The following is a 20264-nucleotide window of genomic DNA, read 5'->3' on the forward strand; positions in this document are numbered from 1 at the left end:
CTTTTTCGTTATTCTGCTAATGCTTCCTTATAAGTTTTTAATGCTCTTTCTCTTGCTTTTGCATGTTCTACAATCGGTTCTTCCTTGTAATCTGCGGGAAGCCATTTTGTGATATATTTAGTGTCTTTATCAAATTTTTTAGTCTGCTCATATGGATTAAATATCCTGAAGTAAGGTGCGGCATCACAACCGCAACCTGCAGCCCATTGCCAGTTCCCGTTATTGGCTGCGAGATCATAGTCTAATAATTTTTCAGCAAAATAGGCTTCTCCCCATCGCCAATCAATGAGCAGATGCTTGGTAAGAAAACTTGCAGTAATCATTCTTACCCTGTTATGCATAAATCCGGTTTGATTGAGCTCTCTCATTCCGGCATCCACAATAGGATATCCTGTTTTACCTTTACACCAAGCCTTAAACTCTTTTTCATCATTCCTCCACTTAATATCTTCATATTTCTTTTTAAAACAATGATGGACAACATCTGGAAAATGATACAGAATCTGCATGAAAAATTCCCTCCAGATAAGCTCATTAAGCCAGACTTCATTATGCTTAACAGCGTACCGTATACATTTCCTTACCGAAATGGTACCGAAACGCAGCGCGATCCCAAGGTGTGTCGTATGATCCATAGCTGGAAAATCCCTGTATTTTCCGTAAGAATCTATTATATTCTTTTTCAGTTCAGGTTCTTTAAATTCAAGATCTGTTTTCTTAAATCCGATTTTTTTCAGTGAGATGATCTCCGAAGGCCCGTTATAATCTGCAAACTGATCCAATTGTATGGTAAAAGTTTCTACGTTTTTCAAATTTGCCTTCCATTTCTTAGAATACGGAGTAAAAACGGTATAAGGAGAAAGGTCATCCTTCACAATATCATTACCCTCAAACAGTACCTGATCTTTAAAATCTTTAAAATCAATATGACTTTTCAGCAGCAGATCAGCTACCCGTTGGTCCCTTTGTATGGCTGAAGGTTCATAATCCCTGTTGCAAAAAACCGTATCAATAGTAAAATCCTCCGTTAGTTTTTTAAAGGCATCGACGGGACTACCATAATAAACCGTAAGTCCGCTGTTGTATTTTTGCAAAGTCTGATGCATCCGTTGCAAAGCCTGATGAATATAATCTACTCGTTTATCATTTTTATCCGGAAGACGGTCCAGGATCTCAGTATCAAAGATAAAAACAGGAACAACCTTTAACCCTGAGGTAAGGGCATGATGAAGCCCAACATTATCTTCCAGCCTAAGGTCTCTTCTGAACCAAAAAATATTTACTTTCTCCATGAGGTATCTTTTACAATTAAAGTATAGTATTTGTTTAATAGCTGGGAATTTTCTGTTCTTTACTTTCAGTCAGTTTTTTAAAGAAATAAATAATAAGCAAAAACTGGCTGTAACCATACACAGCATCTTCGACAGGAATGGTCCCCATTCTGATCCCCATAAACTCATCAGCGTTATAATTCACCACCGGAGATTGAATCAAAGAACCGGTAAGTATTCCATTTACAGCAAAGAATCCTGGCATTAAGACCAGATACACAAAGCTTGCTTTCCCTATCCATTCTTTTTTACCTATAAAATGGAGATAACAAAGGGTAAAAATCGTAACAATGATCGTTACCAGGGTATATATTCTGTCATAAAAAAGAAGTCCTGTAACACTGAGGATAATAACGGCAGCAAATACGATCAGGTTATTGAAAGCATTGGCCCAGTCCAGATTAAAAAATTTGTCCAGACAGTAGTAGGTAAAAACACACGCAAAGGGAATGCAGAAAAAAAACAGCCACTCTTCAATAGGAAGTCCGGCCATCTTAAATCCCATAGTGTACCTGAGATCAAACCACCACACCCCTTTTGCAGTGAACCATATATCCCAGCCAATAAAAGGAATGGCTACAATAGCAGAGGAAATCAAAAACTTTCCGAAAAGCTTATGAAACTGTATTCTCTTATCAAAAGAAGCCAAAAAGCAAATGATAACAGTGAAAAAATTGATTAGTATGTAAGTATAAGGCATCATTTTTTATTGAAATACATTTTAAAATATTTTACAGGAACCCACAAAAAACCAAAGCACTCCCCGCTTTCCTTTCCCAGATGTTTATGATGCTGTTTATGGGCACGTCTGATGGCAAGGAAATACGGATTCTTTGTCTTAGTAAAGACCTTTGCCCTTTGATGAATAAAAATATCATGCACAAAGAAATAGGCCATTCCATAAAGGCTTATTCCAAGGCCTACAAAAAAAAGATAACTGAATTCCTGTTTTACTCCAAGGTATAATAGAGCAATGGCCGGGCTTGCGAAAATGAAAAAGAAGAGGTCATTTCTTTCCAGTTTTCCATCATGACTATGGTCATGATGATCGCGATGCAGGCTCCAGAGAAAACCGTGCATAATATACCTGTGGATGAGCCATGTTGCGCCTTCCATTGAAATAAAAACACCTAAGACGATCAGAAAATTCATGTTAATAATCATTATTGTTAAAAAGAGCATTTAAAACGCCGGACCTTAAATCGAATATACTTTCGAGCTTTTTCTTTATAAATAACCGATGGGCTATTCTTCCTATGATCCCCAGGGGAAGTTCATAATCTACAGTATCTTTCATCAATACTCCTTTATCATTTGGAATGAATTCATGAAAATGATTCCAATACTTATACGGACCTTTTTTCTGGAAGCCGGTAAAGCTTTTATAATCTTCTACCTGGCTGATCATCATTTCCCATTTGATCGGGCTTCCTAAAAAAGAAAAGGCCCTATACTCTATTTCCATTCCTTTAAAAACCGGCCGGTCCAGAATACCCGAAACAACCAGAAAATTCATTACTTCAGGAGTTGCTTCAGAAAAATGATCATGCGATGAGAAGAAATTCCAGACCGATTCGATAGTACAATTTAACTGTTGCTCCCTGTATAATCTGTGTAACATTCTTTTTTATTAATTAGAAATAAGCAGCTTTGTATCTTATATAGCTTTTGAACGCAACAAAAAGTTTCTGTGAATTAGCGATCCTCACCCTTTGCTGTAAAATACGATGAGAGCTTGTCTTCTTTATTTTTTCAAACAATGACAGATAGTATCTGTATGCGAGATATACTCCGAACATAGAGGAACCTGGTAATTTTTTAATTCCCTGTAATGCTTCTTTAAATTCACCTTCAATTTCTTTTTCGATCTGCCCTTTCACGGTGTTATCAAAGACAGACATATTTACAGACGGGAAATAGGTTCGTCCAAGGACCTGATAGTCATCTTTCAAATCCCTTAAAAAATTAACTTTCTGAAAAGCAGATCCCAATTTCATGGCAAACGGTTTCAGCTTTTCAAATTGCTGCTTGTCACCTTCAGTAAAAATCTGCAGACACATCAAACCCACCACCTCAGCAGAGCCATAGATATATTCATCATAGAGTTCCGAGTTATAATCAATTTTATGAAGATCCATTTCCATGCTGTGTAAAAACTGCCTGATCAGCTTTGTATCGATATCATACCTGCGAACTGTTTCCTGAAAGGAATGCAAAATGGGATTCAGCGATATACCCTCTTCCAGTGCCCGATAGGTTTCAGCTCTTAATCTTTTCAAAAGTCTCTCTTTATCATAGCAATGAAAACTATCAACAATTTCATCTGCCAGGCGTACATAACCATAAATAGCATAAATAGCAGGTCTGATGGATGGCTTCAATGCCAATATTCCTAGTGAGAAACTGGAACTGTATTTTTGTGTGGTGCTCTTACTGACTTCGTAAGACAATTCATCAAACAATTTTTTCATATTAATTTATTTTTAGTTTACTAACTTCAGCCGCTACAATTTTTCCGGAAATTACTGACGGAGGAACACCCGGTCCCGGAACAGTTAATTGTCCTGTATAAAAAAGATTCTTAATCTTTTTGTTTCTTATTTTAGGTTTTAAAACAGCCGTCTGCGATAATGTATTGGATAATCCGTACGCGTTACCTTCATAAGCATTATAATCTGAAATAAAATCGCTGACACAATAACTTCTTTTGTATTCAATTCTGGATAGGAGACCGCTTTCTCCCGTATGCTTTTCAATTCTTGCAAGCATTTTCATCAGATATTGCTCTCTTAGAGACTCTTCGTCATGTATTCCCGGAGCAAGAGGCAACAGCAAGAAAAGATTCTCGCCATCCTGAGGTGCTACATCCGGATCTGTCTTTGAAGGACAGCATACATAAAACAAGGGTTTTGACGGCCACTTCTTATCTTTATAAATACAATCTATATGATCATCAAGCTCATTTTCAAAAAACAGGGTGTGATGCTTTAAATGAGGAATTTTCCCTTTAACACCGAGATAGTAGATGAGACATGAAGGAGCAAAGGTTCTGGTTTTCCAATAGGCATCAGTATAGTTTCTGAGTGATTCAGGAATTAATGTTTCGGTATGATGATAGTCTGATGAGGCAATGACGGCATCAAATTCATGGTCTTCCCCATTGATCCTGATGGAAGTAACTTTGCCTTTTTCCGTATTGAACTGCTGTACGTTATGGTTAAAATGGAAAGTTACGCCTTGTTTTTCTGCCACCTTCTTCATGGCAAGAACAAGCTGATAAAATCCTCCCATAGGATATTTTGTTCCCAGGACATATCCTCCATAATTCATCAGGCTGTACAATGCGGGAATATGTTGCGGTGAAGCACCGAGGAATATAACCGGAAATTCCATCAGTGATCTGAGCTTCGGATCCGAAAAGTAGCCCGAAACATATTTTCTGAAATTACTTACAAGATCAAGTTTCAGAGCACTGCCCGCTATTTTTAAAGACGCGAATTCAAGCCAGCTGTAACATGGTTTTGTCACAAAGTCTTTCATCCCCGTTTCATATTTGAATTGAGCAGACTGCATAAACTGATCATAACGCCGGCCAGCTCCGGGTTCTATTTTTTCAAATAAATCCCGGATTTCACTGTTTTTCTCGGGAACTGAGACTTTCTCTTTTGAAAAAACCATTTCAAACTGAGGATCTAACGATACCAATTGAAAAAAATCGGATGCTTTATAATCAAAATCACTGAAAAAGTCTTCAATGATATCAGGCATCCAATACCAGCTTGGTCCCATATCAAAAACATACCCGTTTTCCGTTTTAAATTGTCTTGCCCGTCCGCCAGGCTGGTGATGCTTTTCAAATACATGTACTTCATGTCCTGATTTTGCAGCATACGCAGCAGCAGAAAGTCCGGAAAATCCCGAGCCTATCACGGCAATTCTTTTTCTTAAGCTATTGGTATTCGTTATCATTTATTTAATCATTTTAACACAGACTTTTAAACTTCATCAGTTCAGCTTTTTATAGACAGCGTCCAGTAATTCCTGGGCTTCCAGATTCATACGGTAAAGGGAATGATGAAATTCATCCAATTTAGAGAGTATGGCAATGAACAGCATTTGTTCAGAATGGGTAAGGTTTCCTACTACAGCCCTCGACGCTTTACGGATTTCATCCATATGCTCATTTAATACAGTAAGGCCTTCCTGTGTTAGCTGAACATGTTTTGTTCTTTTATCTTTTTGAGAAATCTCCTGTTTTACCCAGCCATTCCTGATCAAGCGATTAATAATAAGGATGCCCGAAGATTTTTCATGCACATTACGTCTTATCAATTCCATTTTGGTCATAGGTCCTACAGACTTCAGGCTTATAAGGTAAATGAAATCATCCTGGCTTGAAAAAACGGAGTGGTAGGTTGCTGATCGCGAGTAAGATTTTGCATATCTCCCCATCCTTGTCAATAAAGTATTGATAATACTGTCGGTGCTCCTTCCTGATTCCATCCCCAGCCATCCAGGTTCTGATTCAGAATCCTCAGGATGCGAAATAATTAACCATTCCGCAAAACCCTGGATGTCGTTACTGTATAGAGCTTTGTCTTCATTTTGCTCCATAAATTGCTGAATAAGCTCTACCACTGTTTTGATAAGATCATAATTCATAGCGAATAAATTAGTATACAAATATACTTATAAAAGAATATAAATATACTTTTATTGTATTTTATTTTTGTTCAAAGTCGTATAAGTCAATCGGTAAGAGCATTTAAATTAAAGAATACCATGTGATCATAAAATCCAATAACATACTGATAAACAATTAATTAAATAATTTCAAAATACCAAGGAACAGAATAAAAAGAGAGGAAAAAAAATGTATATTAATAAACTATAAACAAGCTTATAACCAAAATTTTATATATAAATCTCATAATTAATTAAAATCTCATTAATTTTTTAAGTTGAAAGACAAATATCAAATTCGGAATCTTTAATTGAGTAATTTAGCATTGGACAAATGCACTAAGATCTTTATGAAAAATATCTTCTTTTTAATGCTGATTTCAACGGTTCAACCCTTATTATCACAAACCAAACTGGAAAAAGCAATCACTAATCTTGAAAATAATTACGAACAGGAAAAAGTATACCTTCTTACCGATAAACTTCAATATGCAGCGGGAGACCAGATCTGGTTTAAAGGTTTTGTATTTGACGGTTACAACCGTTCGACATTATCCACCACCCTGTTTGTGGAATTGTACGATTCCGATAAGAAGTTAATAGACTGGAAAACAGTACTTCTTACCAATGGTGAAGGCAGCGGAGATTTCAAGCTTAAAGCAGACCTTCCGGAGCAGGTTTATTTTGTAAGGGCCTATACTCCGTACATGACGAATTTCAGCGATGATTTCCAAATTGTTAAAACCCTTCCGGTTTACAATCCTACCTCAACTAAAGCATTAGAAGTTGCTAAAAATTCAGATTGGTCCGCCAAAGCGTTTTCTGAAGGTGGAAACTTCATTAATGGTACACCTACAAAATTTGCTATAAGACTTTATAGCAATGTTTCTCTTCCGGAAAAATGGAGTGGAAAAATAATAGACGTACAAAATCCAAATGTTCCTATAACCACTTTCACCTCGCTTGATAAAAATGTAGCTTCTTTTAAAATAACACCGGCATCAGGGAAAAAATACCAGGCCATCATTGAAGATAATGCAGGAAAAAAGCAAACCATCAATTTACCCGAAGTTACAGACAGCGGTCTTCATGTAGAAGTTTCCAGCTCGAATGAAGGGATAAAATACAGTTTAAAAGGAGTTAATTTAAAACAACAGCTTCAGAATTATAAAATTGTAGGGACCATTAATAATCACTTAGCTTACAAGGCAAATATTACCCAATTAACCAGTGAAGTCTCAAGCACGATCCCTACAAAAATCAGCAATGGGGCCAATGGTGTTTTACAGCTGGCTATTTTTGATGAACAGGACAATCTGGTCGCAAAAAGACTTTGCTTTATCAAACCGAATAATTTAAAGATTGAGAAAGCAGAAATTGTTGGCCAGAATTTAAAAGAAACACCAAGATCTTTCAACAGTATCGACCTTTCACCGGAGTCTTATTTTAAAAATTATACGGTTTTGGTAAGTGAGGATGACGGAAGTAACACAACTGAAGAAGAGAATATCCTGAGCAACCTTTGGTTAACAGGAGATCTTTCTTCAAAAATAGACAGTCCAGCCCAATACTTCTCTAAAAATGCCAATACCGAAGCTTTGGATGCCCTGCTTATTTCTGAAAACTGGAAAAGGTTTGACTGGAATTCAGTACTTAGCGGAACGGTTCCCGCCATTAAAGCCAATTCTCAGAAATTTCTTTCTTACAGGATAAAACCCCTTAAAGACAACGCCCTGATGAGAGATACCAATGTAAATGTAGTTCTTAAATTAGGGGAAAACGAACCCAGTATCAATCAGTTCAGAACCGATCAGATGGGATATATTTATTTGAACAATCTTAGTTTTGATGAACCCCTGAACGTTTCCGTATTTGCAAATTCTGAGAAGGGTAAGGAATCAGAAAATGATCATTTATTCGTAACCGTAGAACCCTTAGTTATCCCAACACCCTTTAAAGGAAGCTTGCCGGCTACGAAATACACATTGGTAACAGCCACTGAGAATAAGAAACTTCCTCCGGCCATTTCAAAAGCCATCAACACTCAGAAAAATATTAAAAAGCTGGAACATATTGATGTCCAAATTGAAGAAGTACAATTAACAGGAAAAAAGAAGGATCCCAAAGAAGAATTAAACAAACAACTATCCTCGGGAATGTTCAGTTCCGTGAATTCCACTATATTCGATTTCGTTAACGAGGACCAACATGTCTCCGGATCAACCAATATATTGGACTGGCTGCAGGGAAGAGCTGCCGGTTTAACATTCCAGAGAAATAACTCAGGGATCAATGTACCCTATATCCGTGGTCAGCAAGCCAAGCTTTACCTGGATGAAACCCCTACCGATGCAAGTATGATCACCAGCCTTCCGGTCAACAATATTGCCATGGTGAAAATTATTAAGGGTTCCGGACTAATCGGTAACGCAGTACTCATCTATACAATGAGAGGCAATATGAAATCTAAAAGTAACGAGAAGGATCCTCAAAAGAACAACCTATCGGTTATAAAGGGATACGACAAACCATCAGAATTTTCTATTGAAACACTGGATACGGATGATCCTGCAAAGAAAATTGAAAATGACACCCGGGAAACGCTTTACTGGAATCCTAATCTGTATGACAGTGATTATGTTCCTCCAAGAATTAAATTCTTCAATAACGACACCGCAAAACAATATAAGGTACTGATCATCAGTTTTGATGAAGATGACAATATTCTGTATGAAAACAGGGTGTTTAAATAGTATTTATCTATCTCCAAATAAAAAGATTCGAAAACGTGCAGTTTTCGAATCTTTTATTATTTGTTAATCCGTAAGATTAATAAAATAAAGCCACAGGATCGAAAAAAACGGTTCACACATCATTCTAAGATTTACGTTTCTTACAATTTGTGGCTTTATTTTTACTTTATTCCTGATTTTGTTTTTTGTGCTTCCATTAAATGGTGATCCAAGGTTGGCAAGGTTTTGCTTGCAAATGACTTCAGTGAAGCTTCCTGACCATCAGCAGCTTCTTTTTTGAACTCTGCAATATCTTCTTTGTGGTCACTCACCATAAGATCACTATACATACGATCGAATTCTACTCCTTTTTTAGACTTCAGCTCATCGTATTTATTTTGTTTTTCAGCATCTAAACTTGTTGGTAAAGTATAACCAACTGTTGACGCCCAGCTTTTTAGTTCTTCATTCGCTTTACTGTGATCTTTTACCATCATTTCACCCAGGTTTTTTACATTTTTGTCGGAAGCATTCGTCGCGGCAAGCTTCCCCATCATTACCTCCATCAAACCTCCCTGAGCTGCCCCATCGGCAAATTTCTTATCCTGATCCGAAAGAGAGACTTTGGTATTGGTAGTGCCTGTTACAGTGGTAGAATCGGCCGTCACGGCTGGTGAATCAACGGAGGGAGCCACTGCTGTACTGTCCATCGGTTGATTAACTGTCGTTGTTTCGCTTTTCTTACAGGCCAACATCGTGGAAACTGCAAGAAGGGTTAAAATTGAATTTTTCATAATATAATTAAATTGGTTTGGTCAGTAAAATAAAAAAAATCATCCCTTACACCGGAGAAGATCATTTCTGTTTCACATCGAATTTAGAAAAGTAAAACCGGATACTTTATGACCTGAATCATATTCATCAATCACTTTTTATCTTTTTTATGTTTCTCAAGGGGTAAATCTTTCTTATGGTAAAACATTGTAAAACCAATACCTCGGTAGTCTAAAACCTATATGCTCAATTCATTAAGAAAAAAGAAAACAATACCCCAACCCAACACCTGATTTACAAAAAATAGGGGTATGCCCTGACCCACAAATTCAATTTTCATAGGAAATTAGCAATACAAACCTGGTTTATGGAGATGTTTCGGGATTCAGTTCAATAGAATTCCAGAGTTATAATGTCCCATAAGATGGAAAATCAAACCACAAAAATGGAGAGATGGAAATATCATATATCGCTTAAGAAATAATACTATGAAAGAAAAACTTGTAAAGCAAAAGGAAGAACTATCTCAGATACGAACTATTTTACAAAGCCTGGATATTGACAATGATGAAAGATTTCAATGGGGCTCAGAAGGATCACTACAGGACTATGAATATGACTTAAAGGTTGTAAAAAAAGATGTCAGCTTTTACCTGAAAGAGGATTTGTATTACATAAACCGTATAAGGCAAAATTACATCTCATCTGCACCCGATACGGAAGAGCAAAAAATCTTAGAAGCTGAGTTAAGCAGAATGAAAAAAATGTACAATTATAAGATCAATTATCTGACTATTATGTCTCACCTGAAAGATCTGGAGGATAAGCCTAAGATTGAATTGGCTAAACTTGAAAAAAGATACTCAGATCAAATTCGCCAGCTGGAATATGAACGTTCCAGACCAATACATTTCAGGCAACGTACCCATGAAGGATACAAGAGGAAAATAATCAGAAAGTCTGAGCGATCATATGACCAAAAAATAAAAAAAACAAAAAAAGACCTCGAAGATGAGAAAAAAGAAACAGCTATCAGGATAAAAAAAGAAGAAAAAGAGCTGTTCAAAGAAGTTACTCAGTTTCTGAAAATTGATGAACGTTATATATCGCTTATAAAATCCGGTGTTATGTTATTGCCTAGTGATTCACGCCTGGCAGCAATTTTCCCAAAAAACCGGTGGCTCACATTCAACAGTTTCAACAAAATTAACAGACATGAGATCATGCATCAGCATGCGCGCAAACTTTTAATGAAGCATAATTTGTTTACAGGAGAAACAGGCATATTACCTGGTAGCAGGAAAGGATGTATTTGTATTATGTACATTAAAGAGGGACATATGAAAGATCGTAGTGGAGCAACTTTCAGACCCGTCTTTGGAGCCTCTGGTATCAGGCCTTATGGTGAAAAATTTAATTTAGAAGAAGTACAGATTGAAAGAAATAGTTATATCAGCATGGGGGTCCCCGATCCCATAGATGCAGCCGGTAATTCTTATGAAAAAACAGTCGAAAGGTTACTTAAGCACGTGGATATTATGCAACGCCTTGGCATAAAACCACCTTCAATGCAATCCAGCTTATATTTCCTGCAAACTCCCGAATATAGGGACAATAAAAATAGACAAAACAGGATCACTATGCTTGAAAACTGGATGCCAAGTAACTGTGCTGAACCAGCTATTATGACGGCCATTTACCAAATGTACAGCCGGCCGGCTGATATTTACCTGTCAGTACCTTTTGAAGGTTATTTGTCTGAAGGGAAACTTTTACTTAAATATACCTGTGCGAGGTGTGCCCTATCGGAACCTGCTTTTATGTCACCAGTCGACACAAGCACAGGACAAAGGCTTACCGACATGCGCTTACAGAGTAATAGATCGTTCCTGATAAGCGATCGTATATTATCTGAAGGGCTAATGTATAATCATGCCAAGAAGAAAAACAATGAGGAGGACAAAGCTCATCCTTATAGTAAAAAGGATGTTGCTATAAAACGTACAGCTCTTCTCAATCAGGCATATGGTTTTGAACATGTAAAACGTGGACACGAGCAAGTCGCTATGGATACCACAATGATACTCATGATAGGTCTGAAATTTAAATAAAATAGATACTGACCATATACTGCAATAGTAAAATGCGGATATCCATATGGCTGCAACAATAGCATCGTTAAAGAAAATCCACATAAATTTTAGTACAATACCGCAAGTTTCGGATTTCTTATTTCTCTGTGTAAAGCTAATTTTACTTCATAAAGATCATGATATGAAAGATATGGAAAAGAGGCTTGCTGCGAAGGATTGGCATTCAGTAAAAAGGGAATTGCACGATAAGGGTTTTGTGATTGTCCGGGATATATTAACAAAAATGGAATGTGACAATTTAATTGCTTTATACAATGCAGACAACACGTACCGCAAAACCATCAATATGGAACGATATCGTTTTGGCCGGGGAGAGTATAAATATTTCCAATATCCTTTACCTGAACTCATTACCACGATCAGGGAACAGGTATATGCTGAAATAGCACCGGTGGCCAATCAGTGGATGCAGGAACTTGCTATTGAAAAAACATTCCCTTCCACACATAAAGAGATGAAAAAGCTCTGTATGGAACATAACCAGGAAAAGCCAACAGTATTAATATTAAAATATAGTGAAGGTGGATTTAACACCTTGCATCAGGATCTGTATGGTGAAATTTATTTTCCGATGCAGATCGTTTTTATGCTGGATCAGACAGAGGAAGATTATACAGGTGGAGAATTTGTTATAACAGAGCAGATTCCCCGTGCGCAATCCAAAGCTAATGTATTAAAACCCAACCGGGGCGATATGCTGATACTCACAACCAATTTCCGTCCGGTGAAAGGGTCTAAAGGGTATTACCGGGTTAATATGAAACATGGTGTAAGTCCGGTTCACAGTGGACAAAGGCACAGCCTGGGTATTATTCTCCATGACGGATTGAGTTAAGTCTTACCTCCATCAAAACGATTTAAAAGACTTTTTGAGATAAAAATAAATATGGAAACCAATATCAAGCAGTAAGATGATAAAGCATACCGATCTCGGCCAGACTTCCGAGGAAAGAAAAAAAGCGCTCAGCTCTATGATCCGTAATGGCGTTATAACACTTGGTGGTTATAAAAAAGCAAAGATTTATGGTTTACTTTCATGTTCTTCAGGTAAAAGAATGAAGACCGAAAACCGTGTTTTCTTTAAAAACGAAGAAGAAGCGCTTACATATAACTATAGGCCTTGCGGAAACTGTATGAAGGAAAAATATGAGGAATGGAAAAAGAAGACTAGTAAAGTGAGAACCACATAAGAATCATCGAATCATACATAATAAAAGTGAATATTAATCCTATATTGCTGTATCCATTATTAAATACTTTGAAAAGGAATTTACGTAATCCTCATTCGCTCCTCACATCATATTTTAATAAAGTTTATTTATGTATATTGGATATGTATTTTTTATAAAAAAATAAAAACTAAATACCAATTTTATGAAAAACTTAAAAAACTTATCCCAAAAGCTCACCAAAAGAGAACTGAAAAAAATTACAGGAGGAAATGATCCGGATCTATCTTATCCGATGTGTACACCAAGACAATGCGAGACGCTTGATATGAAATGTGACCGTCTTAACAGCTGTCCACCACTCTATCCGGATCCGGACTAGTAATGAAACATTGTGATCCACTCACATAAAAAGCATCATTATTTAATGATGCTTTTCTTATATTTATAGTATATCTGATTACTTAAGCCTGCCATTCATCTCCTTAACAAAATCATCCCATTGTTTATTCAGATACGTCAATGACCGTTTCTTTTCACTTTCATTCAGAGACGAATAATTAATCGAATTAAAAACAAGCTTCTTCAGGGCTTTTACATCAAGTTCCCAATATATATACGCAACCCAGAAATCATATCCAAGACCTTCGTATCCGTAAACACTAGGATCATCACTGTTAATGGAACACTGTATTCCGTTACTTAACAAAACTCTTGCAGGATGATTTCTCAGATCACTTACATATCCTAAAACCTGGTTACTGATCGGGCTAACCTCAACAAGCTTATTTTGTTTTTTGATCAGTTCCATAGTTTTGGGAAAATAGATCAAATTCAAACCATGTCCGATTCTTGGGTTATCCAGTGATGCAATGTCGATCATATTTTTATTAAAGACAGAAACGCTTTCCCCTGCATGAAGGAAAAGAGGCATCTTTACGCCATACTTTTTACTGAGTTCATTCAGCTTCGCCCAATCTTCCCGAAAAGAGTAAATACTATTCCCGGCAGCCTCATCAGCCACAAGGTCAAAACCTGAAATAACATCCGGAAATTCTTTTTTAAGTTCAAAAGCTGTTTCAAGTTGTTTTCCTACAGCCTGTGGGTCTAAAAATTTAAAACTTGAATAAATTAATTTCAGACTGAATTCCGGGTACTTTTTCTGTATCTCTTTCACTACTTCCTGCAAATCTGTGACTGAAGTTTTCAGAGGGTATTTTCCATGCTGAAAATCGTACAATTCATCAAAAACATATCTTATTTCTACATGCTGTACTTTATTTGCCGCTAAATCTTCAAATCCTTTCTTATAATACTCTTTGAAAAAAGGACGGTAAGGCAACAGGAGGCTTATCCTTGTAAAGCGTTTTTCAAATTCAATCCAGTAATCCGAGTACATACAGAGTGATTCCCGCTTCAGCAGAAGAAGTTCTGTCAACTGTTTTTCAAAGCCGGGTTCGGAACTCAATTTTTGATCAAGGCTGACAAATCCTTTTGGGACTTTCCCATCTTGAAAAAACGCCAGCTGCCCGAAAATAAAATCTTTGGTATCCGCCTGATCGTAGATATAGCATTCTTTATATTTTCTTGCTGCAGCAATTACCCATTTTGCATCCGTGATCCCGCCACTATGCGTGTGCAGCAGGCCTCCTTTAGGCATTGATTGAAAGATCTCAAATAATCTACTGCTTTCAATCAGAGGTTTTAATTCATTAAATGAGCTATTATACAAAGATATTTTTTGCTTTTCTGCTCCGGCCAGGAAATCTTTTCTTATCTGAAATAACTTTTGATCCAAAGCAATTTCAGCATCGGATAACTTTACATCAGCATCGAAAGCAATTGCTTTATTCTGCTGTTCAAGCTGCATCCAGTTTTGTTGATATGTAGAATTTTCAGCCACTTTGCTTTGGCATCCAAATAAAGGAAATCCAAAAAATAACAGATAAGTAATATATTTTTTCATCATAATATCTAGGGTTATATGGCACAATTCGGCATGCCTAAGAATTAATTATTATCAAAAATATAATTAATTTTTTGAGTAAAACAACTTCAACCTGGCAGAATCTCAGATAAAATAAAGGAATGCAGTCGGTAAGAACTGAGTCTCAACGACTTTATTTTTGATACTCCTGATTTATATTTTGTTCTTTTAGGATCATCAAAATTATTTCAACCTGAATGAACCCCAAACAGCATCTTATTAATAAGGCTTCTGAGATTATACTTCAGAAGCCTTATTTTTCCATATTTTCCAAAACTAAAAAATTCCTTTTTTGTGATTTGCTATTTTAGCCGTCTGGGCTGGGGTAATTCCAAAATGATCTTCAACAAGTTGCGCTGGATTAGAGGCCAGCCAGTCATTCAAGGATATATCCTGATATTCGTCAGAGTTGAAAACAATAATCAATTTAAGGGTTTCAGTGCCGGTGTTTTCTATATAGTGACCGAAACCTTGCTTGATAAAAGAAACCATACCTTTTTTATAAGGCATTGTTTTTACCCGTCCATGTGAACCAAAAATACTCAGATTTCCCTGTCCGCTCATAACGTATTGCCACTCGTCGGCATTAGGATGCCAGTGCAGTTCACGGATTGCTCCTGGTTCGATATCCATCCGTAAGGCTGTTAAAGTCTTTTGAATAGGGAATTCCTGAGCAGATACTTTTATAGTAGAACCACCAGGATATTTTTCATAAACACCATCGGTCTCCATGCGAAATTTATGGGCCGCATAACTTGGAGGTATATTGGGATCTATGTTTTGTGGTTTTTTGGCTGTGGCTATTTTCCCCGTACCAATATAAAGCTCTTTATGAGGAGAGGATGCAAATGCATTTGCCGGTAATCCGGAATTGCGTGCCAGTATCTCAGGAGAGAGATGGTTGATCCAGTCTGTGGAACTGAAAGTTCCAAATTCAGAAAAGTGACCATTGTCAAAGACTAATAAAAACAGGCATGATTGATCACCAATACACTGCAGGCAATGTCCGTGGCCCTTCGGGAAATACCAGATATCACCTTTCTCGAAATCATCTGTTGCCGTAGTTCCATCCGGAGCAACAACAGTTGTACGTACACTTCCTTCTAACACATAAGCCCATTCTGCTGCGATTGAATGCCAGTGTAATTCACGGAAGCTACCCGGGTTTAACCGCATAATTACTCCTGCAATACTTTGCGATACCGGAAATTCTTCTACAGTCGCTTCTTTGGCTGTACCACCGGGACCTACCCAGCCCTTACTTCCATTTTCAATGTCGTATACAAAATCTTCCAATTCTTCTACCTTGGGATCGTTTGACCCATTTTTTACTGAAGTTTCGGCCTTTTTTGGAATTAATAAATCTAGGCCTGTTGATGCTGTTACCAAACCAAAGCTTGATAAAGATACTGCGGAAAGAAATCCACGTCTTGTTGTTGCCATATCTTTTTATATTAATATTAAAACAAATGTAAAATTTAAATATGACATCTCAAAGCAAAACATCATATGTTTTTAAAAAACATCATATGTTTAATTTTTATACTTATATAACTGTATTGAAAGGCGTTTGATGGTAAAATAATATTTTCAACGAGTCCAACTACCTCAGAATCCTAAGGAATTATATGATGTTTACCAGAAATGTCGTATGTTTGCTGTAAAGGAGTTAGCGAATCATGAAACTTTACGAAAAGGTAATCAGTCTGATAAAGAAAGATATTTCTCAAGGGAAATACAAAGCGGGTGAAAAGATACCTTCCGAGCCTGAACTGATGAAGTTATATGGCGTAGGTCGTTCAACGATCAGAGAAGCGATTAAAACCATGGCCATTTCAGGGATTCTGAAAGTACAGCAGGGATCAGGGACTTTTGTTAATAATAGCTTCCAGGAGGTCAGCATTGAGCAGCGCTTAAGACGTGCAGATTTTGATGACGTCAATGCAGTAAGGAGACTTCTGGAGAAGGAAATTGTAAAATTGGCCGCACAAAATCGTACGGAGGAACAACTTCAGGAGATCGAACAATATTTAGAAAATCGCAGACTGGCTATTCATGCTGAAGACGCTCAGCTTTGCGCCGATACAGATATTGCTTTTCATACAGCGATTGCCAAGGCTTCCTCAAACCCAGTATTATCTGATTTATATTACAGTTTCACCTTAATCATGCGTAATTTTTTTCTTGCAAGAGAAAAGCAAGGAATCAGCCGTTTTGCAATGAATCATCATTTGCATGAACAATTATTTAAAGCGATTAAGAACAAAAAAACCAACCAAGCCCAATTAGTTCTTCAAAGAATTCTGGACAATAACTATTAAGATTTTTGATATACACCAGCCGTTATTTGTGGATCTTGTTTACAACAATAGCTACAGCTAATAATTATTGGACAGTTTCACTTTTAAGGAAAACAATAGCCCTTCTGTATTTCAGAAGGGCTACCTTTATTGCATTTCTGCTAATACATCCTTCAGTTTTTTAAGGTATTGTCCAAAATATTTATTAAATGTGTATTCACTGATCAGATAATGGAATCCGAATATCGCCGCATATATACATAATCTGAGAGGAAAATCAATTTTAGCCAGCAGGTCAAGTCCCTGAATCCAATCTACCCTATTATATCTGAGTAAAACTTCCGAAGAAATGATCAGCAATAAAAAAAGGAACCTTGTTGCTATAAGATAACGACCATTGCTTTTGATAAGTTTCCTGATCTTCATTTCAATATCTTTCTTTACCGGGCCATTAAACGTTTCCAAACCATTGATCAGTTTTAAATTAAAAAAATGATAAATGATCATTACAGGCAGAATGGCGGCCGCCACCCATATAAAAAAACTGTTTCCTGTTTTATTTGCATTTATGCCTGCAATTATTAAAAAAACGAAAAGAGCAGGTAAAATCATCAGCTGCTTTTTTGTTCTTTTTTTGAGGGCATCAAGTGGGGAGGCTATACCTTTTCTAGTAGCAGAAATAATATCAAATTCGTTCTGATCTACATTTACTGAAATTGTTTTCCAGTTGTTTTTCAATACATCTAATTCCATCTTATTTGTTGTTTGTTAAGGTTCTTAATTTGTCTTTAATCCTGTTCATCTTTACTCTCAACGTTGCATTGCTGATCCCCAGAATCTCTTCCATTTCATCGTAAGATTTATCTTCCAGGTACAACATTACAACCGATTTTTCCACATCATTCAGTTGTTGTATCGCTACATACAACTGTTGATGCTGTTCTTCTTTCAATCCCGTATCTTCTTCATAGGAGACCTGAACGTACTGCAGTTCAATATCACTGATCTGAATAGAACGTTTCGGTTTGGAAAGACTCATCAGAACCGTATTAATAGCAATCCTGTAGAGCCAGGTACTGAATTTTGACTCACCTCTGAATTTCGGATAAGATTTCCACAACTGAATAATAATATCCTGATACATCTCCTGAATAGTATTGGGATCATTGCTATACATCCTGCAAACCTTATAGATTAAAAGTTTATATTCTTTTAGCCTGAGCTCAAACTCTAATTCTAAATCTGTCTTTTTCAAATCTTTAGATTTTAGCTATTTGTTACCCGTTGTAACAAAATGTTACGAAATAATTGATCTAAAAAAATAATCCCTCCTGATGTTTTCCTGAGGGATTATTTTCTAAATCTTTTTCTAATTTATATTAATCAAACTTAATGAACATCTGATCGAAATTCATCGTCATTTTATTAAATTTTCGGATAACATCCTGCCCTATATTTCCATACACGGTTTCTTTATTGATCTTATCTTTTAATAAACGGATATCCCTTACTTCGATTTCTTTTCCAAGGATATGGAAAGTATGATTTATTTTAAATCCATCGTATTCGGCTTTTCCACCAGCTCCTCCCATGCCGATCTTACTTACTTTATAATGCTCATCGATTTCTTTTTTATTCTCCTGGTAAAAGGGAGCATATAACATCGTCTGATCTGCTCCCGTATCAAAACTATAGTGTTTTCCATCTATAAAAATAAGAGGTGAAAGACCGTCGATCGCCATATTGGAAGGACTACTTATTTTGGTTTCAGCCTCCGGTACAATAAAATAGTCATCCTGTGTCAGCTGTACTTCACGAAGTGCTTCAATAACAGGAAATCCAAGAATGCCATTGATCTGGTATTTAATTTGCGGAAAGCTAAGCGCAGTATCTGCAAACACCAAAAAAACAGCATTTTCTATGATGATATTCCCTAGCTTAAACTTTTCACAAACCGCAAGGTCAGCCTTTACGGATAGACCGGTAATTGCATCCACATCTATGCCTGCGGGAATAATCCTCATTTTCAAACGCTTAGCCGCAGATTCTGAAATAGTAGATATATTAGCTCCCGTATCGAAAATAAAATTCATAAAATCGTCACCAATCTGCACTTTGAGATTTTTTAAATTAGCCACATCTTTTTCCATTTTCATGTTTGTACTCCCTTTCATCGTAACTTTCTGACGAGGCTCCTTTTCAAGTGCCGTCCAGATTTTCAGGTTATTCTTCAGATCACTCCTCTCTTCTTCTGTCAATATCTGATCATATTTTTTCAGGGTATTCTGTACCGCAGTTTTTGCTCCCGCATAATCATATTGCTTCATACTGTTATCCTCTTTAAGATGAGATATTTTCAACAGTAGTGAATCTGGTAACGTTATTGTTTTCAACTCTTCCAGTTTCAAAATCTTCAGGTTAGACTCCCGGGGCTTATTGAATGCATTGTTAAGAATCGCTTCCGTAAAGTATTGGTATTCTACCGGCAATTTTTTCCTGGCTGTTGTAAAAATTTCACGTGCACTAAAGAAGTTTTTTTTCTGTATTTGCGCATACAAACTATTAAATTCAGAATTATGGGTCTGGCTAAAACTAAAGCTACAAACCAACAGGAAGGTCATTACCATAATTTGACCAATAATCTTATTCTTATGAAACAACTTTCCTCTTTCTAAGTTTTTTCTAAATCTTTTAAACTTAATTTTATAATTTTTCATAATAACAAACTTTTCACTAATAATTTAAATAGTTAGTCCGCTAATTTATTAAATACAGCAACGCTGCACATATAAATTACTTAAAATTTTAAACACTTACCTTCAATCCATTTTCCCTGATCATCCCTATTATCAATAATCTTGTCATATTGTTGCTGCAACCCTGTTCAATTATCAGCACTTAAACTGACCAGCTTGGTACCAAATTATTGAAGCAATTCCTCGAATTGATTCTTATTCGTTTTGTAAAAAAGACGACGTTTTTAATATTATATTTTTGTAATACAAAAAACAAATCCCTACCCGTTGAAATATTTAATTTTTATTTGTACATTTGCGTGACGTTACCGGATAATTGTAAACATTTTACAATTGAAGTGACACAGATTGTACCCGTTTAATGACCGGAATAAAAATT

19 protein-coding genes are annotated in these 20264 nt (G+C 36.4%); 6 read left to right on the forward strand and 13 right to left on the reverse strand.

Annotated features, from left to right (window positions below; translation table 11 throughout):
* Positions 1-8 precede the first annotated feature (8 nt).
* From G9C87_RS06080 to G9C87_RS06110, 7 genes are read right to left on the reverse strand one after another with little or no spacing between them, the layout of a single operon-like run.
* Positions 9-1292 (reverse strand): cryptochrome/photolyase family protein, encoded by a 1284-nt coding sequence (locus G9C87_RS06080; protein ID WP_172279161.1) that lies wholly within the window; start codon positions 1290-1292, stop codon positions 9-11.
* A gap of 34 nt (positions 1293-1326) precedes the next feature.
* Positions 1327-2034, reverse strand: a complete 708-nt coding sequence (locus G9C87_RS06085) for a lycopene cyclase domain-containing protein (RefSeq protein WP_172279163.1) — start codon at positions 2032-2034, stop codon at positions 1327-1329.
* Positions 2031-2483: a sterol desaturase family protein gene (locus tag G9C87_RS06090; RefSeq protein ID WP_172279165.1), complete on the reverse strand. Its 453-nt coding sequence runs from the start codon at positions 2481-2483 to the stop codon at positions 2031-2033. Before G9C87_RS06090 ends, G9C87_RS06085 begins: the two co-directional genes overlap by 4 nt.
* Position 2484: 1 nt before the next feature.
* Positions 2485-2952: an SRPBCC family protein gene (locus G9C87_RS06095; protein WP_172279167.1), complete on the reverse strand. Its 468-nt coding sequence runs from the start codon at positions 2950-2952 to the stop codon at positions 2485-2487.
* A gap of 13 nt (positions 2953-2965) precedes the next feature.
* Positions 2966-3802: a phytoene/squalene synthase family protein gene (locus G9C87_RS06100; protein ID WP_172279169.1), complete on the reverse strand. Its 837-nt coding sequence runs from the start codon at positions 3800-3802 to the stop codon at positions 2966-2968.
* A 1-nt stretch (position 3803) separates the two neighbouring features.
* Positions 3804-5300, reverse strand: a complete 1497-nt coding sequence (locus G9C87_RS06105; protein WP_172279171.1) for a phytoene desaturase family protein — start codon at positions 5298-5300, stop codon at positions 3804-3806.
* 36 nt (positions 5301-5336) lie between these two features.
* On the reverse strand, positions 5337-5993 hold the full coding sequence (locus G9C87_RS06110; protein WP_172279173.1) for a MarR family winged helix-turn-helix transcriptional regulator: 657 nt from the start codon (positions 5991-5993) through the stop codon (positions 5337-5339).
* Positions 5994-6364: 371 nt separating this feature from the next.
* Between G9C87_RS06110 and G9C87_RS06115 the strand changes: the two genes are divergently transcribed.
* Positions 6365-8767: a hypothetical protein gene (locus G9C87_RS06115; protein WP_172279175.1), complete on the forward strand. Its 2403-nt coding sequence runs from the start codon at positions 6365-6367 to the stop codon at positions 8765-8767.
* 161 nt (positions 8768-8928) lie between these two features.
* On the opposite strand, the gene G9C87_RS06120 is transcribed toward G9C87_RS06115, so the two are convergent.
* On the reverse strand, positions 8929-9540 hold the full coding sequence (locus tag G9C87_RS06120; protein ID WP_172279177.1) for a DUF4142 domain-containing protein: 612 nt from the start codon (positions 9538-9540) through the stop codon (positions 8929-8931).
* 468 nt (positions 9541-10008) lie between these two features.
* On the opposite strand from G9C87_RS06120, the gene G9C87_RS06125 reads away from it, so the two are divergent.
* The 4 genes from G9C87_RS06125 to G9C87_RS06140 all read left to right on the forward strand — a co-directional run bounded on the left by G9C87_RS06125 (position 10009) and on the right by G9C87_RS06140 (position 13224).
* The gene (locus tag G9C87_RS06125) at positions 10009-11631 is read left to right on the forward strand and encodes a hypothetical protein (RefSeq protein WP_172279179.1); all 1623 of its coding nucleotides are present in this window, start codon (positions 10009-10011) and stop codon (positions 11629-11631) included.
* Between the two features lie 163 nt (positions 11632-11794).
* Positions 11795-12508, forward strand: a complete 714-nt coding sequence (locus tag G9C87_RS06130) for a 2OG-Fe(II) oxygenase (protein WP_172279181.1) — start codon at positions 11795-11797, stop codon at positions 12506-12508.
* A gap of 76 nt (positions 12509-12584) precedes the next feature.
* A complete protein-coding gene (locus tag G9C87_RS06135) occupies positions 12585-12863 on the forward strand; it encodes an Ada metal-binding domain-containing protein (RefSeq protein ID WP_172279183.1) in 279 nt (92 codons plus the stop codon).
* 184 nt (positions 12864-13047) lie between these two features.
* Positions 13048-13224 (forward strand): hypothetical protein, encoded by a 177-nt coding sequence (locus G9C87_RS06140; protein ID WP_172279185.1) that lies wholly within the window; start codon positions 13048-13050, stop codon positions 13222-13224.
* A gap of 78 nt (positions 13225-13302) precedes the next feature.
* On the opposite strand, the gene G9C87_RS06145 is transcribed toward G9C87_RS06140, so the two are convergent.
* On the reverse strand, positions 13303-14811 hold the full coding sequence (locus tag G9C87_RS06145; RefSeq protein ID WP_172279187.1) for an adenosine kinase: 1509 nt from the start codon (positions 14809-14811) through the stop codon (positions 13303-13305).
* 294 nt (positions 14812-15105) lie between these two features.
* Positions 15106-16272: a cupin domain-containing protein gene (locus G9C87_RS06150; protein WP_172279189.1), complete on the reverse strand. Its 1167-nt coding sequence runs from the start codon at positions 16270-16272 to the stop codon at positions 15106-15108.
* Positions 16273-16508: 236 nt separating this feature from the next.
* On the opposite strand from G9C87_RS06150, the gene G9C87_RS06155 reads away from it, so the two are divergent.
* Complete coding sequence (locus G9C87_RS06155; RefSeq protein WP_172279191.1) at positions 16509-17150, forward strand: FadR/GntR family transcriptional regulator; 642 nt, start codon at positions 16509-16511, stop codon at positions 17148-17150.
* A 126-nt stretch (positions 17151-17276) separates the two neighbouring features.
* Here G9C87_RS06155 and G9C87_RS06160 read toward each other — a convergent pair whose 3' ends face one another.
* The 3 genes from G9C87_RS06160 to G9C87_RS06170 all read right to left on the reverse strand — a co-directional run bounded on the left by G9C87_RS06160 (position 17277) and on the right by G9C87_RS06170 (position 19846).
* On the reverse strand, positions 17277-17882 hold the full coding sequence (locus G9C87_RS06160; protein ID WP_172279193.1) for a hypothetical protein: 606 nt from the start codon (positions 17880-17882) through the stop codon (positions 17277-17279).
* A gap of 1 nt (position 17883) precedes the next feature.
* Positions 17884-18384, reverse strand: a complete 501-nt coding sequence (locus G9C87_RS06165; protein ID WP_228456965.1) for an RNA polymerase sigma factor — start codon at positions 18382-18384, stop codon at positions 17884-17886.
* Positions 18385-18508: 124 nt separating this feature from the next.
* On the reverse strand, positions 18509-19846 hold the full coding sequence (locus tag G9C87_RS06170) for a retropepsin-like aspartic protease (protein WP_172279195.1): 1338 nt from the start codon (positions 19844-19846) through the stop codon (positions 18509-18511).
* Positions 19847-20264 lie beyond the last annotated feature (418 nt).

Origin of the sequence: Chryseobacterium sp. LAM-KRS1 (genome assembly GCF_013184525.1) — a bacterium.
Lineage (GTDB): Bacteria > Bacteroidota > Bacteroidia > Flavobacteriales > Weeksellaceae > Chryseobacterium > Chryseobacterium proteolyticum.